The 23,208-nt window shown below is 65.1% G+C and carries 16 protein-coding genes and 1 tRNA gene; 8 read left to right on the plus strand and 9 right to left on the minus strand.

Annotated features, from left to right (window positions below; translation table 11 throughout):
* Positions 1-31: 31 nt before the first annotated feature.
* From RI032_RS01180 to RI032_RS01195, 4 genes are all read right to left on the minus strand, one after another.
* A complete protein-coding gene (locus RI032_RS01180; RefSeq protein ID WP_322547726.1) occupies positions 32-1,627 on the minus strand; it encodes an alkaline phosphatase D family protein in 1,596 nt (531 codons plus the stop codon).
* A 10-nt stretch (positions 1,628-1,637) separates the two neighbouring features.
* Positions 1,638-4,571, minus strand: a complete 2,934-nt coding sequence (locus RI032_RS01185) for a TonB-dependent receptor (RefSeq protein ID WP_322547727.1) — start codon at positions 4,569-4,571, stop codon at positions 1,638-1,640.
* A gap of 141 nt (positions 4,572-4,712) precedes the next feature.
* Positions 4,713-5,735, minus strand: a complete 1,023-nt coding sequence (locus tag RI032_RS01190) for a FecR family protein (protein ID WP_322547728.1) — start codon at positions 5,733-5,735, stop codon at positions 4,713-4,715.
* Complete coding sequence (locus RI032_RS01195; protein WP_322547729.1) at positions 5,732-6,247, minus strand: RNA polymerase sigma factor; 516 nt, start codon at positions 6,245-6,247, stop codon at positions 5,732-5,734. Before RI032_RS01195 ends, RI032_RS01190 begins: the two co-directional genes overlap by 4 nt.
* A 38-nt stretch (positions 6,248-6,285) precedes the next feature.
* Between RI032_RS01195 and RI032_RS01200 the strand changes: the two genes are divergently transcribed.
* A complete protein-coding gene (locus RI032_RS01200; protein WP_322547730.1) occupies positions 6,286-6,684 on the plus strand; it encodes a hypothetical protein in 399 nt (132 codons plus the stop codon).
* Positions 6,685-6,929: 245 nt separating this feature from the next.
* Entirely contained in the window at positions 6,930-9,602 is a 2,673-nt protein-coding gene (aceE, locus tag RI032_RS01205) for a pyruvate dehydrogenase (acetyl-transferring), homodimeric type (RefSeq protein ID WP_322547731.1), read from the plus strand.
* A 51-nt stretch (positions 9,603-9,653) separates the two neighbouring features.
* On the opposite strand, the gene RI032_RS01210 is transcribed toward aceE, so the two are convergent.
* Positions 9,654-10,136: a hypothetical protein gene (locus RI032_RS01210; protein ID WP_057502718.1), complete on the minus strand. Its 483-nt coding sequence runs from the start codon at positions 10,134-10,136 to the stop codon at positions 9,654-9,656.
* A gap of 191 nt (positions 10,137-10,327) precedes the next feature.
* Here RI032_RS01210 and RI032_RS01215 point away from each other — a divergent pair, with 191 nt between their 5' ends.
* The 4 genes from RI032_RS01215 to RI032_RS01230 all read left to right on the plus strand — a co-directional run bounded on the left by RI032_RS01215 (position 10,328) and on the right by RI032_RS01230 (position 16,396).
* Complete coding sequence (locus RI032_RS01215; RefSeq protein WP_164192168.1) at positions 10,328-11,554, plus strand: MFS transporter; 1,227 nt, start codon at positions 10,328-10,330, stop codon at positions 11,552-11,554.
* Entirely contained in the window at positions 11,551-12,708 is a 1,158-nt protein-coding gene (locus RI032_RS01220; protein ID WP_322547732.1) for an ROK family protein, read from the plus strand. The genes RI032_RS01215 and RI032_RS01220 overlap by 4 nt, the downstream gene beginning before the upstream one ends.
* A gap of 86 nt (positions 12,709-12,794) precedes the next feature.
* Positions 12,795-15,290: a TonB-dependent receptor gene (locus RI032_RS01225; protein ID WP_322547733.1), complete on the plus strand. Its 2,496-nt coding sequence runs from the start codon at positions 12,795-12,797 to the stop codon at positions 15,288-15,290.
* The gene (locus RI032_RS01230) at positions 15,290-16,396 is read left to right on the plus strand and encodes a YdcF family protein (RefSeq protein ID WP_322547734.1); all 1,107 of its coding nucleotides are present in this window, start codon (positions 15,290-15,292) and stop codon (positions 16,394-16,396) included. The genes RI032_RS01225 and RI032_RS01230 overlap by 1 nt, the downstream gene beginning before the upstream one ends.
* 17 nt (positions 16,397-16,413) lie before the next feature.
* Here RI032_RS01230 and fauA read toward each other — a convergent pair whose 3' ends face one another.
* Both fauA and RI032_RS01240 read right to left on the minus strand, forming a co-directional pair.
* Positions 16,414-18,585 (minus strand): TonB-dependent alcaligin siderophore receptor FauA, encoded by a 2,172-nt coding sequence (gene fauA, locus RI032_RS01235; protein ID WP_322547735.1) that lies wholly within the window; start codon positions 18,583-18,585, stop codon positions 16,414-16,416.
* Between the two features lie 111 nt (positions 18,586-18,696).
* Positions 18,697-19,632, minus strand: a complete 936-nt coding sequence (locus RI032_RS01240; protein WP_322547736.1) for a helix-turn-helix transcriptional regulator — start codon at positions 19,630-19,632, stop codon at positions 18,697-18,699.
* Positions 19,633-19,771: 139 nt separating this feature from the next.
* Between RI032_RS01240 and RI032_RS01245 the strand changes: the two genes are divergently transcribed.
* Positions 19,772-22,102, plus strand: a complete 2,331-nt coding sequence (locus RI032_RS01245) for a TonB-dependent receptor (RefSeq protein WP_322547737.1) — start codon at positions 19,772-19,774, stop codon at positions 22,100-22,102.
* A 114-nt stretch (positions 22,103-22,216) separates the two neighbouring features.
* Positions 22,217-22,672, plus strand: a complete 456-nt coding sequence (locus RI032_RS01250; protein WP_032953406.1) for a DUF4189 domain-containing protein — start codon at positions 22,217-22,219, stop codon at positions 22,670-22,672.
* A gap of 95 nt (positions 22,673-22,767) precedes the next feature.
* On the opposite strand, the gene RI032_RS01255 is transcribed toward RI032_RS01250, so the two are convergent.
* Positions 22,768-22,860, minus strand: a tRNA-Ser gene (locus tag RI032_RS01255).
* 78 nt (positions 22,861-22,938) lie between these two features.
* Entirely contained in the window at positions 22,939-23,142 is a 204-nt protein-coding gene (gene csrA, locus RI032_RS01260; protein WP_004152909.1) for a carbon storage regulator CsrA, read from the minus strand.
* Positions 23,143-23,208 lie beyond the last annotated feature (66 nt).

Raw genomic sequence — 23,208 nt, forward strand, 5'->3', positions numbered from 1 at the left:
GGGCTCGGCTCTACAGGCCAGACCGGTAGGATCAGGCCTCCTGCAGCCCCGGCCGGCCGTGCTCCACCGCGTAGCGCTTCCAGCTCTGCACCGCGCCATTCGGCTGCATCACGGTATCCAGCGTCTTCATATCGCCGATCCACGCATCGCGGGTGACATCGCACAGCACGTAGCCACGCTTGTCGGTGGTCGCTTTCAGATAGGGGCTGTGCGTAATCTGGTTGCTGGCATACGCGTCCACACCCTGGCCATCGGCGCCGGAAGTGATCGACGTGGCGAGGAACTCGCTGGAGATCACGCCCGAGTCACGGTGGTCCTGCACCAGATCGCTGGCATAGTGGCGATGCGCGTCGCCGCAGGCGGTCACCACGTTGCCGAAGCCCACCTTCTGGATGTGGTCAAGCAGGCGCCGGCGGCTGTCCAGATAGCCTGACCACTGGTCGTCGGACGACTGCACCACGCCGTCCTTCTCGCGCATGTAGTTGCCCAGCGCCACCTGGTGGGCAATCGTGTGCCAGCGTGGTGCAGCATCGGCCAGGCCGTCGAACAGCCAGCGCTCCTGCTTCGCCCCCACAATGCTGCGCTCTGGCGATTCCACCTCCTCACGCAACGCCATGTTCACCTGCTTGCTGCGGTACTGGCGGGTATCGAGCAGGTGCAGGTCCATCAGCGTGCCGTAGCGTGCGCGCCGGTACATCTGCATGTGGCCATCGCGCGGGAATGCAGAGCGGCGCAGTGGCATGTTCTCGTAGTAGGCCTGGAACGCCTGTGCGCGACGCAGCAGGAACACTTCGCTGGGCGTGTCATCCTGGTCTTCGGCACCGGCCCAGTTGTTGTCCACTTCATGGTCGTCAAAAGTGACGAACCACGGTGCCGCCGCATGCGCGGCCTGCAGGTCGGGATCGCTCTTGTACTGGGCGTAGCGGCGGCGGTAATCATCCAGCGTGTAGATCTGCGGGCCGACGTGGTTGCGCAGGTTGGTGAACGGCTGGCCGTTCATCTTCCGCAGGCCCGGCTGGCTTTCGCCTTCGTAGATGTAGTCACCGTAGTGGAAGACGAAATCCAGCGGTTCCTCGGCGATGCGCCGCCACGCGGTGTAGTGGCCTTCTTCGTAGTGCTGGCAACCGGCCACCGCAAAGCGCACACGATCCACTGCGGCCGTGGCTGCGGGCAGCGTGCGGGTACAACCGACCGCACTGGCGTGGCCGCCTACGGTGAAGCGGTACCAGTAGGTCCGTCCGGGCGCCAACCCGTCCAGCTCCACGTGCACGGCGTGGCCGAGTTCGGGATGCGCCATTGCCGAACCCTGGCGCACCACCTTGCGCATGCCATCGTCTGCTGCCAGTTGCCACTCGACCGCCATCGGCCGGGTCGGCATGCCACCGCCGAACACCAGCGGTTCGGTCGCCAGGCGCGTCCACAGCACCACGCCATCGGCCGAGGGATCACCCGAGGCCACGCCCAGGGTGAAGGGTGTGCTGGCAAAGCGCGGCTTGGCCAGCAGGTTGCGCGGGTTCAGCGCGGTGGCATCGGCCTGCGCGGCCAGCGCGTGTGCCGTGCCCATCCAGGCACCGGCAGCGGACAGGCCGGCCAGGGCCAGGAATCGCCTGCGATTGATCGTCTCCACGGCTGTGCCCTCAGTTGTAGATGATGTGGAAGTAGAAGAAGCGGCCGTAGTCGTCGATCTCGGTACGGAAGCGCCCGTTCGGGCCGGTGCTGTAGGTCGGCTGGGTGTTGAACAGGTTCTTGGCTTCGTACTTCAGCGTCACGTGCCTGCTGAGCTTGTGGCTGAAGGCCATGTTGAACGTCATGTACGGGTCGTAGTACGAATCCAGCCATTCGGTGTCACCGAAGTCGACCAGCATCCGGCTGCGGTAGGTGCCGGACAGGCGCAGCTGCGCGCTTTTCCAGGGCATGCGCCAGATCACCGAACCGTTGAGCGACCAGTCCGGCTGGTAGAGCAGGCGATCCAGGCGGCGCTCGGTGCCATCGCTGATGCGGTAGTTGGTCTGGCCTTCCAGCCGTGTAGCGTTGAAGTACATGTCGAAGCGCTGGCGTCCCCACTGCAGGTTGCGGTTGGCCACCGCGAACTCGACACCGCGCAGCGTGGACTCATCGGTGTTCATCGGCTGGGTGACCCGGTAGCGGGTATCGCCCACGTTCTCGAAGGTGGTCAGGGTGTAGATATCGTCCTTGATCACCTTGTCGAACAGCGCCACCGAGACCAGGCCGTTGTTGCCGTTGAAATACAGGTCCCACGCCAGGTCGATGTTGGTGGAACGTCGCGGCTGCAGATCGGCATTGCCCTGCTTGATGCTGCAGAAGCCCCTGCCCTCCTCGTCATCGCCACAACTGGTGCTGGTGGCCTGGGCGATGTTGCTCGGCGTCGGCCGGCCCAGCGTGCGGCTGGCGGAGAAGCGCAGGCGCTGGTCCTCGCTCAGCTTGAACGTCGCATTCAATGAAGGCAGCAGGTTGTTGTAGCCACCGCTCGTATTGCGGAAGGCGGAGGTATAGGTAGTGCCGCCATCATCGCTGAACGGGCTGTAGGCATCGAAGCGGGTGTGGTCGTAGCGCAGGCCGCCGATCAGCAGCAGCCGGTCCCAGGCGTAGTGCGCGGATACATAGGCATTGGTGATGTCCTCCACATACGTGTAGTCGCTGGTGAAGTTGGCATTCGGATACGCCGCATTGTTGTTGCCCAGTTTCGGCAGCAGCTCCTCGTTCCACTTGCGGTTGTCGATCAGCGGGAAGCCCGGCACGCTGCCCAGCAGCGTCGAACCCGGATACAGGTAATCGTTGAGCGTGGCACTGCTCTTGAAGTAGTCGAAGTCGATGTCCTGCCAGATCTTCAGATGGCGGTATTCGGCGCCGGTGGCCAGGCCGAAGCCACGCGCATCGGCGTCGATGTTGTAGCTGAAATCGGCGCGCAGGTTGTCGATGCTCTCCTTGGCATCGCGCGGGGAGACATAGGCCTGCGCCGGATTGAGCTTGAACGCGGAGCTGGTCAGCAGGCTGGAATCGGAAACCGCCACCGCGTTGGGGAACCCATGGCTGTCGTTCTCGTAGTCGACGAACAGATTGCTTGGGTAGGCGCGCACACCCCAGTAGACCTGGTTGTTGTGGAAGGTCTCTTCGGTATGGCCGCCACGCAGGGTCAGCCGCGAACGGTCGCCCATGTCCCAGTTGAAACTGGCGATGGCACCACGGTTGCTGCGGTCCCAGCGGTCGTGACGGTTCTTGATGTAGATGCTGTTGATCTGGGTGGTGCCGCTGTCCTCGGTCTGGTTGCGGATCGGGAACTTGGCATTGCCGTACAGATCGGTCTTGTTCATCGTCGAGTTCTCGTAGAACCGGTACGAGTACAGCAGCAGCGATGCGTAGAACGGATCATCCGAGGGCTTCCACTCAAGCTTGGCGGAGCCACCGAAGTTGGTGATGAAGTTGGTATAGGTGCCGGTGCTGAAGTTGCCAGGCGCACGCAGCCCGTTCCAGCCCTTGGCCTCGTCCGGACCGGTGGTACCGTCGGTGAGGTATTTGCCAGCGTCGTTGTAGTAGTAGTTCGACTCCACCCAGCGCTTGACGCTGTTGCGTGAACGCTGCTCGTAGCGTGCCACCGCAACGATGCCGAACTCCTGGTCGGCGCCGAACTGGTTGGAGAACACCATCTTGGCGCTCTTGCCGAAGTGGCCCAGAGTCTCGTGGTTGCCGCCTGCGCTGCGCTCGACGTTGGTCTCGGCGGTGGAATAGATGCCCGCCACATCGGCAAACACGTACTTGCCGGACCGGTCGAAAGCACTGCGGCTGATGATGTCGATCACGCCGCCGATCGCATCCGGTGCCTGCTCCGCACTGAAGCTCTTGTAGATGTCGGTACGGGTGCCGATGTCGCTGGGAATCAGCTGCAGGTTGTTCATGCGCTCGCCGGAGCCACTGCCTCCCACGCTGGCAATCGCGATGCCATCGATGGTGGTGTAGTTGAGGTTGGCCTGTACGCCGCGCACGGTCACGTAACGTGGCTCGCCGGCATCCTCCACCGCACTCAGGCCTGGAGCGGCCATCAGGCTCTCGGCCAGGGTCTCGTCGCCGTAGCTGTCCATCTCGTCGTAGACCACCGAATCCTTGATCACCGGCGACGACTTCTTCTGGTCGATCACCTCGTGCGCGGCAATCACCTTGACGGTGTCCAGGGTCGGCGCCACCACCGCCTCTGCCTCGCGCGGCTTCGGCGCGGCCGGCTTCGGCGCGTTGCTTACGGGCGCCGGATCGATGGCGATGACGTTGCCATCGACCACGGTGTAGCCCAGGCCGGTCCCGGCCAGCAGTGCGTCCAGCGCCTGCTTGACGGTAGCACCGCGCGGCACCGCACCGGCCATGTGCACTTCACCACTGCCCGAATACAGGAACTGCACACCGGAACTGCGCGACAACTGCTCCAGCGCACGTGCCAACGGCTGCGCCGCGATCGGCGCCGAAACGCGGGCCTCAAGGCCATCGGCAGTGGCCGCGACCGCCAGCGGCACGCTGCAGGGAGACAGGGCGAGGATGATCGACAGGTAGAGCGTGTTGCGCATCACGGGTCCTTGGAAGAGAGAAGGCAGCAGGCGCCGCTGCGTGGCTCGGCAGTGGCTTCTCCCAAGTAAGAGCCCGCATCCACCGAAGTGGAGAACGCGGATTCGATGAATTTTTTCTGACAGTCCACGGCCACGTCGGCCTCAGCGACTGCCGACCCGCACGGTGTCGCCTTCGCGCCTCACCAGGAAACGCGGGTCGCGTTCGAGGAAGGCCTGCAGCGCACCGATGCGATGCGCATCGAGACTGCCCGACAACCGTGCCGATGCAGCGCCTTCGTCCAGCACGCGGACCTGTACCTGGTTGTGCCGGTTGAAGGCAGCGGCCACCTCGTCCAGCCGTTCATCAAGGAAGGACACTTTGCGCTGCTGCCAATCCAGCAGCATCGACAACGGTACGTCCAGCGACTCCACCGCATGGCTGCGCGCATCGACCTGCACCACCCGGCCTTCGCCCAGTTGCGCAAGACGCCGGGCGTCCGCACCCTGGCTCCAGATCTCCACCTCGCCGGAAACCACGCCGATGCGCGTGCTCTGCAACCGTCGGGACACATCGAACACCGTACCGATGTCTCGAATCTCGAGGCCGTTCACCTCCACCTCGAACGGACGGCGGTCGCGGGCGATGTCGAACGTGGCCTCACCCTGCAACAGCTCCACCTTGCGGCTGAACCAGCCCATGCGTACCCGCAGGCGGCTGTCCGCGTTGAGCCGCACCTGGGTCTGGTCGGGCAGCACCAGGTCACGCAATTCACCATGGTCGGCGCTGTACAGCTGCGCGGTGGGCATCAGCTGCGGAACCAGGCCCACGCCGAGCAGGGCCGTACAGGCTGCGGCAGCCATCACCCACCAGCGCGCACGCCCCCGAGGCCGCACAGCGCGCGGCGGCGCATGCGCGCTACCGAACAGCGGCACCACCTTGGCGGCGACCTGCCGCGGTGGCACCGGCGCCTCTTCAGGCAACGGCGATTGCAGCGCCTCACCGACCTGCCGGTGCAGCGCGAGGGCGTGCATATAGGCGCGCACATGCTCCGGCGAGCACTTCATCCAGTCCAGGAACGCAACCCGCTCGGCCTCACCCAGTGTTCCGTCGCGATTGCGCAGGAACCAGTCCATGGCCTCGCAGGCGATCGTGTCGTCGGCCACGGTCGATGAGTTCCGGCTCATGTGTGCTCCCTGGCGCCCAGCGCCTTCCTGCAGGCCTCCAGCCCCCTGCCGATGTGCTTGCGCACCATGTGCACCGACACCTGCAGCTGCTGGCTGATTCCCGGGCAGTCCAACCCGTCGCGGTAGTGCAGCTCCATCACCCGCCGCGTGGTTGCCGGCAGTCGTGCGATGGTGCTGCGGATATCACTCCAGCGCTGCGCACGCTCGAATTCACCCTCGATGTCTTCTTCGCTTCTCAGCACTTCGGCCAACAGATCGACATCTTCCAGCGGCGGCAGCGACGACCGCGCGCGCGCATGCTCGCGCGCCAGGTTGGCCGCCACAGTGAACAGGTAGGCTTCCGGGTTCTCGACCGCATCGGCATCTTCGCCGGTGCTGCGCAGCAGGCGCAGGTAGACCTCCTGCGCCAGGTCTTCGGCATCCTCGCTGGCCGAACCGCGACGCAGGAAGAAGCCACGCAGCAGCCGGCGCCGCAGTTGGTAGCTCTTCTCCCAGATCCTCACGCTGTTCACGGCCGGCCAACCACCCCGAGGCTGGAAAGCCCCGCAGGGTGACCGCCATCGATGACAGTGGCGTTTCAACGACCGGCGGGCAGCCGCTAGAATGCGGCCCCTGCACGGTCCCGGCAGCCCGCACAAGGAGTGCCCCCATCAACGCACGCACCGCCATCAACACCCTCAGCAGCCTGCTGTTCCTGCTGCTGGTCGCCCACACCACAGCCTACCAGCAGCAGATGTGGCCGCCCAGCCGGGTCATCCATGTGCATCCGGTGATCGTCGTCCTCGCCTATGCGCTAGGTGTGCTCACGCTGCTGTTGTGGATCGGCGGTCGTCGTGCACCGGAACCCGCCCAACGCCTGGCGCGCTGGTTGCCCATCATCGCCTGGTGCCTGCTGGGCGTCGGCGTGGCGATCATCCCGGTGTTCCTGCCTGGGCTGTCCCCGGCCTGATCAGCGGCCGCGCCCAGCGCATCGGCCCATGATACGGCGCGCGGCACCAACCCTTGCTTGCCAGAGACCCAAGCCCCGCCCGCCTACCGAAGCGTGGGGGGCAGGCCTACGCTTGTCTTCTCGGTGGCCGCCACGGTCGCCCTTCGCGTCACGGCCCCCGCCGTTGCGACCCCGCTCCAGTGCTGTGCGCCCTGCCGGTGTTGTCGCCCAGGCAGAAGTCCGACCGGCGCCCTCTGGAGACAGCCATGAACCAAGCCCTCATTCCCTTCGATGCCGATCCACTGGAAACCCAGGAATGGCGTGAATCGCTGGAGGCGGTGATGCAGGCCGGCGGCCGGCCGCGCGCGCACTACCTGATCGACCAGCTGAGCGATCTGGACGCCCAACAGCACGGCGACCTGCATACCCGTGCCTGGACCGCCTACGTCAACACCATCCCGCCCGAGCGCCAGCCAGCCTACCCGGGTGACCTGGCCATCGAGCGCCGCCTGAACGCGATGATCCGCTGGAACGCGATGGTGATGGTGCTGCGTGCCGGCAAGCATTCCAACGTCGGCGGCCACATCGCCACCTACCAGTCCGCGGCGGTGCTGTACGACGTCGGCTTCGATCACTTCTTCCGTGGCCGCACCGACACCTTCGACGGCGACATGATCTACATCCAGGGCCATTCGGCGCCGGGTATCTATGGCCGAGCATACGTAGAAGGCCGCATCGATCCGGCACGAATGGACAACTTCCGCCGCGAAGCCGGCCGCGAAGGCCTGTCCTCGTATCCTCACCCGCGCCTGATGCCGGAGTTCTGGCAGTTCCCCACCGTGTCGATGGGGCTGGGCCCGCTGACCGCCGCCTACCAGGCGCGCTACATGCGTTACCTGGAATACCGCGGCCTGAAAGAACACCAGGGCCGCAAGGTCTGGGCCTTCCTCGGCGACGGCGAAATGGACCAGCCCGAATCGCTGGCGGCAATTTCCCTGGCTGGCCGCGAGCGGCTGGACAACATCGTGTTCGTGGTCAACTGCAACCTGCAGCGCCTGGACGGTCCGGTACGCGGCAACGCCAAGGTCATCCAGGAACTGGAAGGCACCTTCCGCGCGGCCGGCTGGAACGTGATCAAGCTGATCTGGGGCAGTGGCTGGGACGACCTGCTGGCCCGCGACCACAGCGGCCTGCTGCGCCAGCGCATGATGGAATGCGTGGATGGCGACTACCAGACCTTCAAGTCGCAGAGCGGCGCCTACGTGCGCGAGCATTTCTTCGGCCGCTACCCGGAGCTGCTGGAGCTGGTCGCGCACATGAGCGACGACGACATCTGGGCGCTGGCACGTGGTGGCCATGATCCGCAGAAGGTGTATGCCGCCTACCAGCAGGCGGTGAACACCAGCGGCCGGCCGACGGTGATCCTGGCCAAGACGGTCAAGGGTTTCGGCATGGGCGAAGCCGGCGAAGGCCAGAACATCAACCACCAGCTGAAAAAGATGAGCGCCGATGCGGTGCGCGCCTTCCGCGACCGCTTCAACCTGCCGGTCAGCGACGAGCAGCTGGAGCAAATGCCGTATCTGCGCCCGGAACCCGGCAGCGCGGAGGCCGCCTACTTCGCCGAGCGCCGCCGCATCCAGGGCGGCCAGCTGCCGGCGCGGCTGGCGAAGGTCGATCCGCTGCCGTTGCCGCCGTTGTCGATCTTCAACACCCAGCTGCAGGGCAGCGGCGATCGTGGCCAGTCCACCACCATGGGCTTCGTGCGCATCCTCACCAGCTTGCTGAAGGACCCGGACCTGGGCAAGCTGGTGATTCCGATCGTGCCCGATGAATCGCGCACCTTCGGCATGGAAGGCCTGTTCCGCCAGATCGGCATCCACTCCTACCTGGGCCAGCTGTATACCCCGCAGGATGCCGGCCAGCTGAGCTATTACAAGGAAGCCAAGGACGGCCAGATCCTGCAGGAAGGCATCAATGAATCCGGTGCGATCTGTTCGTGGATCGCCGCCGGCACCGCCTACAGCAACCACGGCCTGGCCACGATTCCGTTCTACATCTTCTATTCGATGTTCGGCCTGCAGCGCGTCGGTGACCTGGCCTGGGCCGCTGCCGATGCACGTACCCGCGGCTTCCTGCTCGGTGCCACGTCGGGCCGCACCACGCTGATGGGCGAAGGCCTGCAGCACGATGACGGCCACAGCCACGTGCTGTCGTCGGTGATTCCGAGCTGCGTGTCCTACGACCCGACCTACAACTACGAGCTGGCGGTGATCATCCATGACGGCCTGCGCCGCATGTATGTCGACCAGGAAGACATCTACTACTACATCACCGTGCTCAACGAAAACTACCCGCAGCCGGCACTGCCGGAGGGCGTGGAAGCGGGCATCCTGAAGGGCCTGTATCTGCTGCACCCGGCAGCCGCCGATACCGCCTCGCAGCCACGCGTGCAGCTGATGGGCAGCGGCTCGATCCTGCGCGAAGTGGAAGCCGCGGCAGAACTGCTGCAGCAGGACTTCGGCGTCGCCAGCGATGTGTGGAGCGCCACCAGCCTGACCGAACTGCGCCGCGACGGCCTGGCCGCCGAACGCTGGAACCTGCTGCATCCGGCCGAGGAGCCGCGCGTACCCTACGTGCAGCAGTGCCTGCAGGGCCATGAAGGCCCGGTGGTGGTGGCCACCGACTACATGAAGATCGTAGGCGACCAGATCCGTCCCTTCATCAACGACCGCCGCTTCACCGCACTCGGCACCGATGGCTTCGGCCGTTCCGACACACGTGAATCGCTGCGCACCTTCTTCGAAGTGGATCGCCACTTCATCGTGCTGGCCGCCCTGAAATCACTGGCTGACGAAGGTCGCATCGAACGCTTGCGGATGCAGGGGGCCATCGACAAGTACGGCATCGACACCGGCAAACGCGATCCGGCCGCGGTGTGAGGCTGCCGTGTTCACCACGCCCGTTGTGCGGACGTGGTGAACACAGCATCGCTAGGGCATGCGCTTGAACAGATTGGTCTGCAGGATCGGCGTGCCGTCGTGGCCGTAGAACGCCTTGGTCTCGGTCATCGTCGTACGGTCGGCCGCCACGGTATAGATGCGGGTGGAGGCCGGCGTGCCGTGGTCCACCAGCTGCATCACCAGGGTGTTCGGCGCCGGCAGTTTCAGGTTGGCCTTGTCCGCGCCGTAAGTACCGGACAAGGGCCCCGGCGTGCCGTCCAGCGCCAGCGTGCCGTCGGACTTCATGGTCTTGCCGTCGTGCAGGACGATGTCCACATGTGAACTCCAACGCCCCGCACCGGCGTCCTTGAACTCGAGCACCACATGCTTCGGGCGCTGCGCTTCGGGAAGTGCAGACGTGGCGATATCCAGCGACCAGCGCCCCAACAGCGGTGAGGGCGAAGCTTCCACTGCCAGCGCCGGAACGGCGGAGAGCGAAAGCGCAGACAACAACACAGCGGACAACAGTTTCATACGTTGCTCCGTTCCAGTGAAGAAAGCGCTGCGTGACGCGTGGTGGGGCAGCAGGGCAAATGCTGCACGCCCGCGGCAGGGGGTGCAAGCCACGCGCTGAATGCCCGGCCACCCGCCATGTCAGGACCATGTCACACAGGGGTAGTAGAACGATCCAGCATCTCCGGCTCTTCTCCCCCCAGTACACGGCGTTGAACGCGCAGCCCTCGCCACGGCACCTCTATGCCGCCGGCCACTTTGCCCGCACCCTGGCCTGGTCATTCGTGGATCTGGTGCTGGGCTACTACCTGCACGCCCGGCTGGGGCTGTCGGCGGCCCACACCGGCCAGCTGCTGGCCATTTCACTGGCCTACAGCAGCCTGCTCGATCTGCTGCTGGCCGCCGTGTTCACCCGCCTGCGCAACCAGCAGCGCCTCGCCCTGCGCCTGCAGCTCATCGGCGGGCTCGGCACGGCGGCCAGCGCCTGCCTGCTGTTCAGCCCGGGCAACGCAACCGAGCCCGCCTTCCTGCCATTGCTGGTCGCATCGTTGCTGTTCCGTACCTGCTATGCAGTCTACGACGTGGCCCAGAACGCGTTGACGTCGTTGCTGCCCCGTGACGAGGTCGAGGCCATGCGCTATGTCTCCACCCGCGCCGTGGTAGTGCCGATCTCCAAGCTGTGCATTGCCTCGGCGCTGTTCGTCGTGGTCGGTACGCCTGCGTCCCAGGGCAGTGGCAACGCGTTGCTGATCTGCATGGTCATCGGCGTGCTGATCGCGGCCGCTGCGCTTCCTTTGGCCTGCGTCGCAACGCCCCCACGGCCCAGCGCAACCAGGCCCGCTGCTGTTGCCCTGCCCCTGCCAGCGCTGCTGCCGGTTCTGCTGGCCGCGGCGGCGGAGACGACGCTGGTCGGCCTGGCAGGGCGTCTGTTCCCCTTCGCCGAACATGGGGCAGCGCTGACCTTCGCGATGGTGGCGGGCATGGTGGTTGCCCCCTGGCTCTGCCTGCGCCTGCGTACAACGCTGCACAGCGAGACCGGGATGCTCGCGTTGATGTCGGTGCTGGCCGTCGGAGCCGTCGGCGTGTACCTGGCCCTCCCCTCCACGCCCATAGCGATTGCATGTGCCGCGACCCACGGGACGGCGGTGGCCAGCGTCGGCCTGGTACTGTGGCGACGCACCGCGCTGATCGCCCGTCGCCACGCCATCCATGGCGGACGCGACGATGACCTCAGCTGCTTTGCACTGCTCACCGGAACCATGAAGCTATCCATCGCGGCCTCTTCGTTGCTGCTGGGCGAAGTGCTGCCCGGTATACAGGCGGGCGATCTGGACACCTCGGTCGCCCTGGTCTCGCTGGTCGCCATCGGCAGCCTGCTTTCGCTGGCCGCATTGGCCTGGCCCATCCCTCCAGCACGCAGCGAGGGCCTGCGCCCGTGAGCCTGGCCCCGACATCGCGGCTGCGCCGCAAGCCGCTGATCGCGCTCGAGGCCGACCATAAGCGCATCATCTGGCTGTTGCGCACGATGGGCGCGGTTCCCCGCATCACCATCGCCCACCAGCTGGGCATGCACAACGGCGCGTTGACCCGCCTGGCGCGTGAACTGCTGATGCTGGAAGTGATCGAGGAACAGGGACAACTGTCCGATGGCCAGCGCGGCCGTCCCTCGGTGCCACTGGCGCTGTCCGGTCGGGGCGGCTATGCCGCCGGTGCCACGGTGCATCCCGGTTGGCTGGAGATCGCACTGGTGGATTTCGCCGGCCAGGTCATCGCCCGCGATGCCACCGCATTCGACAGCGCAGATCCCCTCGATTTCGTCCATTGCGTGGACCAGCGCCTGCGCAGCCTCACCAGCAGCACCGGACTGATGCGCGCGCGCTTTCTGGGCCTCGGCGTGGCCGTTCCGGGGCCCGTGGTCGAAACCGGTCCGGCACGCCGGCACGCGGTGGACTGGCTGCATGGCTGGCGCGACATCGACAACGACCAGTTCTTCGAAGACTACTTCGGCTTCCCGGTGTGGGTGGAGAACGATGCAACCCTGGCGGCGTTGGCGGAGTACTACGACAGCGGGCTGATCCGCGACTGCGCTTCGGCGCTGCTGCTGTATGTCGGCCACGGCGTGGGTGGCGGCGTGATCCACTGGCGTGATGTGATGCGCGGTGAGTTCGGCAATGCAGGCGACATCGGCCGCCTGTTCCGCATGGACGCACCGCGCCCCTCGGGCATCGACCTGCTGGCCACGTTGCGCGACGCCGGCGCCGGGATTCCTTCGTTGTTCGAGCTGGAGGCCTGCCTGGAAAGCCATGCCGGCATCATCAGTGCCTGGGCCGAACGCGCGGGAAACCAGCTGGGCGCGGCGGCCAATACCGGCGTGGCGTGGCTCGATCCGGGCGCCGTGATCCTGTCCGGTTCGCTGCCCCGCCAGGTACTGGAAGCGTTGGGGCAACACCTGCAGCAGCCGGCACGCTGGAGCAGCGCGCTGGACAGCCTGCGCCTGCCGCAGGTGCATGTGTCACGGCTGGGAGGATCCGCGGTATCGGTGGGCGCGGCGCTGCTGCCGATCCACCAGCTGGGCGCCGATGCCATCGTTTAATTGTTTATTTCCGCCGAAGTAAACAATTCCGTCATCGCCCGGACCTACCGTGCAGCGGTCCCCCTTCCCTGCATGGCCGCCCTCCGATGAACATCAGCCCCCTGGTCCTGGGAATCTCCCTGGCCTTGATATCCCTGCACGGCAACGCTTCTGCGCAGGACGCCCCGGTCCAGAACCAGGGCAGCGTCGACGCCGCAACGCTGGATGCGGTGGTGGTCACCGGTGCGGCGCGCACCCAGCGTCGTTTCGATGCGTCCTTCGCAGTCAATTCGCTCAGCCGCGAAGACGTGCAGAAACTCGCACCGAAAAGCTATGCCGACCTGCTCGGGTCCGTGCCCGGCATCCATGTCGAAGCCACCGGAGGCGAGGTGCAGAACATCACCCGGCTGCGCGGCATTCCCACCGATCGTGGCTTCATCGCCTTCCAGCAGGACGGCCTGCCGCTCTACCAGGAACTGGATGGCCACTTCTTCAATTCCGGCGACGGCATGAACCGGTTCGACGTGATGAACCAGCGGGTGGAGATCGTACGGGGTGGCCCGGCGCCGATCTATGCGAGCAGTGGCGGCGCCATCGTCAACAACATCCTGGCCGAGGGCTCGGAACAGACCCACGGCAAGGCCCAGCTGACCGTCGGTGACACCGGGCTGTACCGTGGCGAGATGTACCAGTCCGGCGCCCTCGGCAAGGACACCTTCTATGCGGTCGGTGGATTCCTGCGCCAGCACGATGGCTACCGCGACAACGGCTTCCCGAACGACAAGGGCGGGCAGATCAGGGGCAACATCAAGCACTACTTCGATGACACCAGCTGGTTCAAGGTCAACGGTACCTTCGTCGATGACCACAATACGTTCTACCTGCCGATCCCGGTCGCCGATCCGCGCAATCCCAGCGTCCCGCTGGACCCGTACATCGACTACTTCGACGGTACGCTGAACTCGCCGTCGCTGCGCAGTGTCAACCTGAAATACCTCGATGGCGGCGGCGTCCTGCAGGGCATGAACCGCGACCTGGCCGATGGCCGGCACATGCGCTTCGGCAACATCGGCTTCCAGTACGAGAATACCGCCAGCGATTGGACGATCTCGCTGAAAACCGGTTACACCAAGGGCCGCAACACCTTCGACGCACTGTACTCGACCACCAACCCGGTCGACGCACGCACTTTCGCCAACGGCTATCTGGGCGCGGCCCGTAGCGCCTTCGGCGCCGGCGTCGCGCGGATGGGCTACGCTCTGGCCGGCAGCAACGGGGCGAGCGCCTACGACCCCTATGCCGACTCCGGCCTGGTGATCTCGGCCCAGTACCGGGCCGCAGATTCGGACTTCTACTCCGGCCAGGCCGACTTCAGTGCGACGCGGTTGTTTGAAACGGCCTGGGGCAGCCACGATCTGAACATCGGCGCATATACGGCCTTCTTCGGCACCACGGCCTTCAGTCTGTACCAGGACATGCTGATGGAGATGCGCGGCAAGCCACGCCTGCTGGATCTGGTGGCCTACGGCAACGATGGCGCCCCCTTGGGATACGTCACCGACAAGGGCGCGCTGCGTTACACCACTACCCTCAATCGCGGCAAAGTGGATGCCCGCATGTTCGCGGTGTATGCCAATGACACGTGGGCACTGACGGACCGCTTCAAGCTCGACGCCGGCATCCGCCATGAACGCTACCGCTATGAAGGCTATGCAGAGCAGACCGCCCAGGTCGACCTCGGCGACCGCAATACACTGGCCGACAACACCACGCGCCGGTTCACCGGCGTCGTCCAGAACCATCGCCTGGATCCGTCCGCGACCAACTGGACCGTCGGTGCGAACTTCGATGTCACCTCTTCGGTGGGTGCTTACGCCCGCGTCTCGCACATGGAGATCGTTCCCAACTCGTCGGTGGCACGCTCGATCGATCCCACCATCGTGCAGACGCAGCTGGACCAGTACGAGCTGGGCCTGAAGGCCGGATTCGGCCGGTCCTACCTGTACCTGACTGCGTTCTACACGAAGTTCGACCCGCTCAACGCCTCGTTCGTGGCGTTCAACCCGACGACCGGCCGCAATGACCAGTCGGTGCCGTTCATCGGTACCGCCGTCTCCAAGGGCATCGAACTGGATGGGCTGTTCCGGCCGCTCGACTGGTTCAGCATTGCCGGTTCGATCACGGTCAGCGATCCGCAGTACGACAGCCTGCAGAACGATTCCGGCGCCGATCCGGCCGCCGTCAACGGCAAGCAGATCGTTCGCGAGCCCAAGCTCTACGGCAACCTCCGCCCGACCTTCAGCTTCCAGCACGGCCAGGACCAGTTCGAGACCTGGCTGCGCTATGACGTGGTCGGCAAATCCTATGTTGATCTGTTCAACCAGACGGCGCTGCCTGCCTACCAGACCCTGGGGCTGGGCGTTTCATGGAAACGCGGCAACTGGGGCGCACAGCTGGTGGGCGACAACCTGACCAATGAAAAGGGACTCACCGAGGGCAACACCCGCACCGATGCCCTGGCCGGACAGGGTTCGGCCGAGGCAATCTATGGACGGCCGCTGTTCGGCCGCAACATCCGCCTGATGGTGAGCAGGAGCTGGTGATGCATCGACGATTTGCCTTGTCCCTTGCCCTGCTTGCAGCGGCGGCGCTGCCGCTTGCGGCGGCGGCCGACGACCGCGACAGCGCCGCGCTGGCCGCCCGACTGTTCCCCACCCTCATGCAGTTGAAGCCCGATACGCTGCCTGGTGATGCGCGTGCCCTCCTGGCCGAACGCATGCAGCAGCTGGCCGACTGCCGGACCGCCACCTGCACGCTCGCGTCCGCACGCTGGACGCCCACGCAGGCCGGCCTGTTGATCGCCGCGGCTCCCGCGCACGCCCAAGCCATCGAACGGGAACTGGCAGGCCTCAACAACATTCTCTCCGTCTATGGCCAGGGCCAGCCGCCCCGCTACGACGCCATCGACGGCCCGGTCGGCACGGCGGGCAGCACGCGACTGGCCGGCGACGTCGCCATTGCCGTGCAAATGAGCGAGGTGGACGCCAGCGCGGCCTACACCGCCTTCGATCGCAGCATCGCGGTGGCGGTAGGCCTGCTCGATGCCAATGACCGCCTCGATGCGATCCGCTTCGAGCCGATCAGCGCAGGAATGAACGCCGCGCCGTTTGCGCGTGCGCGGCAGCTCGATTGGAATGCGCATCCGTACACCGCGATCATCGTGCTGGGCCAGGGACCGGACGAATTGACCACCCCGCTCAGCGCCGGCAGCAAGCTGCGCCTGAAGGCGGCCGCGCAGCGCTACGCGGCAGGTGATGCACCCTTCCTCATCGTCTCGGGTGGTGCGGTACATCCACGCGGCACCCGCAGCGTCGAAGCGGTGCAGATGCGCGAAGCGCTGATGGCACGCTTCGGCATTCCCGCAGATGCAATCATCATCGAGCCGTATGCCCGCCACACCACCACCAATCTGCGCAATGCGGCCCGGTTGCTGGCGGCCCTGCAGGCACCGCCGCGGCAACCGGCATTGGTGGTCAGCAGTCCATCGCATATCGATTCGGTCGCCAGCAGCGCCTTCAGCGAGCGCAACCGCCATGAACTGGGTTACGTTCCGGGCAAGGTCGGTTCACGCGTTTCCCCGTACGCGATCCCGTTCGTGCCGGCTCCCGAATCGCTGCGCATCGATCCGATTGATCCGCTGGATCCCTGAACCGCGCGACGGCATCTTCAGTAACCGACCTTCACCGTGAACATCACGTTTCGCGGTGCCCCGTACCAGCCCTGGTTGTAGAAGCCGATCTGCGAATAGTAATGGCGATCAAACAGGTTATTGATGTTGACCGCCGCCGACACATTGGAGCTGAACTGGTAGCGCGCCATCAGGTTCACCAGTGCGTAGCTGGGCTGCTGCACCGGCACCCGGCGATTTCCGGGCGCGGTGGCGGTCTGGTACATGCGGTTCTGCCAGTCCACGCCACCGCCGATGGTCAGCCGGTCCCAGGCACCCGGCAGCCGCCAGGTAGTGAACAGCTTGAACAGGCTGCGCGGCTTGGCGGTGTTGATCGCCCTGCCCTGCGCGTCCTGCGCGATGAAGGTGGTGAAGCTGGTGCCCAGGCTCCACCCCGGCAGCGGCTCACCGGCCAGTTCCAGTTCCAGGCCGTCTACCGTTGCGCCCTTCACTGCGCGGTAGGCCGCCTGCGTGCTGCCTTCGACCAGACCACCGGTGGCCTCGGCCAGGTTGTCCTGCTGGGTGCGGAACAGCGCCACCGACGCATTCAAGCGCTCCTGCAGCCAGCTGCCCTTGACGCCCAGCTCATAGCTGCGGCCGCTGACCGGGTCGAGGATCTGTCCGGATTCGTTGCGGTTGTTCTGCGGCTTGAAGATGCCGGTATAGCTGGCGTAGGCGCTGCTGTAGTCGTTGAGGTCCCAGACCACGCCGGCATAGGGCACGAACTCGTTGCGGTAGCGGTACTTCCGTTTGCTGCCGAAGTAGACCTGGTCGGTCTCCCAGTTGCTCAGGCGGCCACCGACGATCACATGCAGCGGATCAGCCAGCGACAGCCGCGCCACGGCATAGGCACCGCTCTGATGATTGTCCAGATCATCGGCCTGGGTCTTGTTGCTGGCCCACACCGGCTCGGGCGTGCCCGGCCCGTGCCAGTCGAAATAGCTGGCCAACGGCGGCAACGGGGCCAGTGCGCGGTACTGCCCCAGTGCGATCTCGTCGCGTGAGCGCGACCAGCCGACGGACGCCGTGTGCTGGCGGCCGAACAGCTGGAAGGGACCGGTCAGGCTGACACTGACCGCCTCACGGCGCACCGGACCGTCGTAGCGGGTGAAGCTGTTGCCATTGGGCATCGCCCCGGTCACCGGATCGGGATAGCCGCCCCGGTAGAGATGCTTCATCTCCATATCGGTATGCGAGCGGCTGTAGGACACGCGTGCCTGCCAGTCGTTGCCGAAGCGATGGTTGAAATCGAAGAAGCCGTTGCGGGTATCGGTGCTCATCCGTGCCCACGGCGCGGTGGCCGATACCGAGCGGTCGAAGCGGGTACGCGTGCCGTCGGCATTGAACAGCGCAAAGCCGCTGCCGAAACCACGATTGTCGTTGGCCTGGTAGGAGATACCGGCGATCAATCCGGTGTCCTCGCCCAGGTCCACGCTGACCACGCCGTAGAGCGTCTTCGTGGTGCTGTCCAGGCCAGCGGTGTAGCTGTCGCCCTCCGCCTGCGCAGCGACCATGCGGCCACGCACGCGCCCTTCCCGGCTGAGTGGGCTGGACACGTCCACCCAGGCACGGCGCGCGTCCCAGCTGCCGAGGCTGATGCCGCCACTGGCAGCAACGTCGCGCAGCGGGCGCTTGCGTACGTAGTTCACCGCCGCCGACGGATTGCCGGCACCGGTCATCAGGCCATTGGCGCCGCGCACGATCTCGATGCGGTCGTACACCACCATGTCCAGGTTGTTCTCGCCGAAATTCCACGGCGACAGCACCGGCATCACCACGCCATCGAACTGATAGTTGTCGATGTCGAAGCCGCGTGCCGAGAACGAGTAGCGGTTGGCATCACTGCGCGTGACCGAGATGCCCGGAGCAGTGGCCAGCGCATCGGCGGTGCTGAGCAGGCCCCGGTCCTCGATCTGCTGGCGGGTGATGACGCTGACCGACTGCGGCGTCCGCCGCGAGGTCAGTGACAACCCCGTCGCCGTGCCCATGGAGTCGGTGGTGTAGGAACGTGAGGATTCGGTGCTGCCATCGAGATCGGCCGTGACCTGCACGGTGGGCAGCTGCGAGGTGTTCGCGGCGGGGGCGCGCTCGGCGCCGTGGGCAGTATTGAACAGCGCCAGGGTCGTGCCGATGGCGGTTGCCAGGGCGCGCGAGCGGATACAGGCGGGCATGGGAGATCCAGCAGGAGAGAAATGCTGGATGAGAATTATTGTCATTTGAGCGTGAGCACACGTATGCGTAGACGCAGCAGATGTATGCGCACTGCCGACGCTGATCCGGCGTCAGCGCAGCTGGCTGGGCGCGATGCCGTAGCGCGCACGGAACGCGGTCGCGAAATTCGTGGCATGCCGGTAACCGACGAAATGCGCGGCCTGCTGTACGCTGCAGCCCTGCCGCAGCTGTGCGCAGGCCAGTTGCAGGCGATGCTCGCGCAGCCAGCCGAACACCGAGCACTGATACACCTGCTGGAACTTCAGGCGCAGGCTGCTTGGGCTCATGCAGGCCAGGCCCGCCAGATTCTCCAGGCTGTGTTCGGCGGCCGGTGCCGCCTGCAGGCAATCGATCACCCGCTGCAGCATGCGGCGGTCACGTGCTGAAACACGCAGGTCCGGCGATGCCTCCCTCGCAGGCGACCCCAGCGCCAGAGCCAGCATCTGCAGGCCGATACTCTCGCACAGCAGTGCATGCATCGCGCCGTGCCAGCTGCCCGACAGCAGCTGGTCAGCGGCGTGCTCGAGATGCCCGGGAACCTGCCAACCACGCAACCGCGGGTGACCGGTGCGATGCGCGGTGGATAGCAGTTCGCTGATCATCGGGTCGTCAATCCCGGCAGGTGCGTCCAACGAGACATTCAGGCTGCGCATCCGCTGCCCGGCGGGATGAATCGCGGTCATAGGTGCTGCCTCGGCCAGCACCATCGTGCCGGCACCCGGGTTCATGCCGATCACTGCCTGCCCCGCCAGCCGCGCCCCTGCGCGTCCCTCCAGCATCACAATCGCCGAGAAGGCCGGCGGCGATTCCGAAGTTGCCTCGAACGGCTGATGGGCGATCACGTCCGACAGCGCCAGGGTCATGCCCGGGCGCAGGCGACGCTGCTCCACCCTGCCTTGCACCACGCACTGTTCACCCGACAGATCGGCGGCCGACGCCGGCAGGCGATAGCGGAAGCCGCTGCTGCGGCCCAGGCGATCAAGGTCGGCAAGGGTGAGGTTGAGCATGATGGGACCAGAGGAGATCGTCCCGCATTTTCATATGAGAACCATTCTCATATCCACCGCCTGCCGCAAGGCCCATTTCGCCCTTGTCGATACAAATAGTTACGTTATAACATTTCACATTGTTTTCACGGATCATGCCATGCGTCGCCACCTGCTTGCTGCTGCCATTCTGTTCGCCGTCCACACCGCCCAAGCCGCGGACGAACCCACCCTCCCCACCCTCCAGGTCCAGGCCTCCCAGCCCTCGCGCATCGACACCCGGGTCACTGTCGACAACCCACAGGCGCAGAACCGCACCCTCGGCGGCCTGCTCGAACACGTCTCCGGCGTGCAGAGCAGCGCCTTCGGGCCAAACGCGGGCGCTCCGGTCATCCGCAGCCTCAGCGGCAACCGCGTGCAGATCCTGCAGGACGGCCAGTCCATCCTCGGCATGAACGCGATCAGCGGCGACATCAACATTCCGTTCGATCCGCTGTTCGTACGCAGTGTGACCGTCAACAAGTCCTCCGACACCGTGCGCTACGGCGGCAATGCGATCGGAGGCAGCGTGGAGATCGATCCGGGCCTGATCTCGCGCAGCATGGAAGACAAGGACCAGTCGATGGAACTGGTCCTGCGCAAGGGCTTCAATGCCGCCGACGCGCAGGGCTTCCGCATGAACTTCAACAACCAGCGCAACCTCTCGACCAACCTGCAGGTCTCTCGGCAGCGCATCTCGCACTACGACATCCCCGGCAACAGCAAGGCCAGTGTCTGCAACACCCGACTGTTTCCGCCGACCGGCGGCGTCAACTCGGCGCTGGCCGACAGCTGCCAGAAGGAGGCGCGCGTCCAGCAGATCTACAACAAGGCCTCGCAACCTTACATCGACCAGTTCATGACCGAGAACCCGGACTGGGCCGATGGTGATTTCTCGTTCTACACCAACAACCCGACTTCGGTCTGGCAGCGCCGTACCTATATCAATCCGGTCAATCCGGCCTATGTCGCCGGCACGCCGTCTTACGTACAGAAGCAGATCAACAATGATGTGACGCCCGATTATCATCACCGGTTGGGCAACAGTTACGCGCGCAATTCGCAGGTGGCGTTCGGGTCGACCCTGTTCTTCGACCGGGGTTACGTGGGTGTCAGCATCGATGCCAAGGACAGCGAATACGGCGTGCCCGGGTTCTCGATGCAGAACCTGTCGTTCGGTTCCAACTACGCCAACGCATTGCCGGTGGGCGTGGTGATCAAGCAGGAACGCTACGCACTGGAAGCCCTGTTGCGCGACCCGCTGCCGTGGTTCGAGCGCGCCGAACTGCGTGTCTCCAAGCTGGACAACGCCTCCGGCGAACGGCTGGGTGCTTCCAAGGCCAACGACTACGATTTCGAGAGCACCCAGGCCGAACTGCTGCTGAGCCATCAGCGCGTCGGTCCACTCAGCGGCCTGCTCGGTTACAGCCACCAGTCGCGCGATGTCACCGGCAGCGGCTCGCTGCGCTACCTGCCTGACGTCGATACCCGCAGCAACGCGGTGTTCCTGAAGGAGACGCTGGACTTCGGCTGGGCCAGTTTCGACGCTGGCGTGCGCCACGAGCGCATTGACCATGACCTGCAACCAAGCCGCTTCAAGACCGCGCGCAATGCCGCCAACACGAAACTGCAGGATCGTTCCTACCGGCTCAACAGCTACGGCCTGGGTTCGTATGTCGAGCTCGGTCCGTTGTTCGCCGCCAAGGTGCGCTACTCGTCCTCGCAGCGCGCACCGGAGATCAATGAATTGTATGCGAGCAACGCGCACTACTCGGTGATGACCCAGGAAGAAGGCAACCAGAACCTCGAGCCAGAGCGCGCGAAAAACCTGGAGCTGACCGGCCTGTTCCATATCGGAGGGTTCGAACTGTCGGCCACCGCGTATCGGATGAAGTACGAGAACTATCTGTACCTGGGTTACTCGGGCGTGCAGACCGCCAACCGCCTGCCGCTGAAATACTGGAAGCAGACCGACACCACGGTGAAGGGCTTGGAGATCGACGCATCGCAGGCCCTGGACCTTGGCCGCTATGGCACGTTGAACATCTCCGCCTTCGCCGACCTGGTGAAGAACAAGGCCGATCACCCCGATTCGCTGCGTGCCCACAACGACGGCGAGTACCTGCCGAACATGCCGACCAACCGCTACGGCGCCAATCTGCAGTGGCAACGCGGGGGTTGGAAGGCGCAGCTGTCCAGCACCTACTACGACACGCAGAAGTACCTCGGCCGCAACGTCAGCGAGGAAGTGCCACTGGATGCCTTCAACCTGGTCGACCTGCAGGTCAGCCGTGAGCTGCCGGTACGCAACAGCTACATCGCCGGCATGGAGGTGTTCGTCAACGGCAGCAATCTGCTCAATGAAGAAGCACGCCCGCACAACTCGCCGTTGAAGTACATCGCGCCGTTGCCGGGGCGTGGTTTCCAGGTGGGGGTGACGGTGAGGCTCTGACGGTCAACCGGTGGCGCCGCCCGCGGTTCGATGAACTGCGGGCTCGGCGTAGTGGCGGCAACGTTGCGCTTCAAACCCGGTCTGATCCACCATCAGCAGAAAATGGAGATGGGAATGAACTGGATGCGCCCCCTGTCACTTGGCCTGTTGCTGTGCCTGTCATCCGGCGCCAACGCGGCCTCCGCCATCGTCTACGACGACGATGGCCGCTACGGCTACGCCATGAACCACAGCACGCTGTCGGCTGCGATGCAGCGCGCACTGCAGCACTGCGCCGTTCGGTCCCGCAACTGCGCGCAGACTGCCACGACCACCGCGGTGGGATATTCGGCGATCGCTACCGGCACCGTCGCCATGGGCTTTGCACTCGGGGAAAAGACGGCGGACGCAGCACAACGCAAAGCGGAAAGAATGTGCAGGCAACGTGCCAATGACTGCACACTGGCAATTCTCTGGCGCGAAACGCCAAGCGGCATTGCGCCGCCCGCTCATCCGGGTCATGCGGTGCCGGAGCCCAGGCTCTATTCCTCGCCCGAAGTCGGGCAGGACGCGGCTGGCACCACCCACTAGGCCTGCACAACGCCCGTGCGGCGCGGCCGTGTGTTACCGCGTTGAACAAAGAAAAACGCCTGCAGATCGAGGATCTGCAGGCGCTTCTTTGTATCTGGCGGAGTGAGAGGGATTCGAACCCTCGATAGAGCTTTTGACCCTATACTCCCTTAGCAGGGGAGCCCCTTCGGCCACTCGGGCATCACTCCGGGGTTTTCTCCGCGTCTGGTGCGTTGCACCTCAGCGGGGCGTGAATCATAACGTTAATCGAGTGCGAAGGTAAAGCGTTATTCGGCAGAATTTTCGCTACCGGTGCCACCGGCTTCATCACCACGCTGGATGCGCTGATAGATCTCTTCGCGATGCACAGCGACGTCCTTCGGCGCGGTGATGCCGATACGCACCTGGTTACCCTTGACGCCAAGCACGGTGACGCTCACCGAGTCACCGATCATCAGGGTTTCGCCGACGCGGCGAGTCAGGATCAACATTTTGTAAGTCTCCATGGAACCGTGTGGAAGGGTATCCCCCACCGGCTTGACGCTCCGTCAAGAAGC

Origin of the sequence: Stenotrophomonas geniculata (genome assembly GCF_034508895.1) — a bacterium.
Lineage (GTDB): Bacteria > Pseudomonadota > Gammaproteobacteria > Xanthomonadales > Xanthomonadaceae > Stenotrophomonas > Stenotrophomonas geniculata.

Coding starts and splice junctions, on each gene's coding strand:
- RI032_RS01185 (WP_322547727.1), bottom strand. CDS start 4,571: ATGCGCAACACGCTCTACCTGTCGATCATCCTCGCCCTGTCTCCCTGC.
- RI032_RS01190 (WP_322547728.1), bottom strand. CDS start 5,735: ATGAGCCGGAACTCATCGACCGTGGCCGACGACACGATCGCCTGCGAG.
- aceE (WP_322547731.1), top strand. CDS start 6,930: ATGAACCAAGCCCTCATTCCCTTCGATGCCGATCCACTGGAAACCCAG.
- RI032_RS01210 (WP_057502718.1), bottom strand. CDS start 10,136: ATGAAACTGTTGTCCGCTGTGTTGTTGTCTGCGCTTTCGCTCTCCGCC.
- RI032_RS01225 (WP_322547733.1), top strand. CDS start 12,795: ATGAACATCAGCCCCCTGGTCCTGGGAATCTCCCTGGCCTTGATATCC.
- RI032_RS01230 (WP_322547734.1), top strand. CDS start 15,290: ATGCATCGACGATTTGCCTTGTCCCTTGCCCTGCTTGCAGCGGCGGCG.
- fauA (WP_322547735.1), bottom strand. CDS start 18,585: ATGCCCGCCTGTATCCGCTCGCGCGCCCTGGCAACCGCCATCGGCACG.
- RI032_RS01240 (WP_322547736.1), bottom strand. CDS start 19,632: ATGCTCAACCTCACCCTTGCCGACCTTGATCGCCTGGGCCGCAGCAGC.
- RI032_RS01245 (WP_322547737.1), top strand. CDS start 19,772: ATGCGTCGCCACCTGCTTGCTGCTGCCATTCTGTTCGCCGTCCACACC.
- RI032_RS01250 (WP_032953406.1), top strand. CDS start 22,217: ATGAACTGGATGCGCCCCCTGTCACTTGGCCTGTTGCTGTGCCTGTCA.
- csrA (WP_004152909.1), bottom strand. CDS start 23,142: ATGTTGATCCTGACTCGCCGCGTCGGCGAAACCCTGATGATCGGTGAC.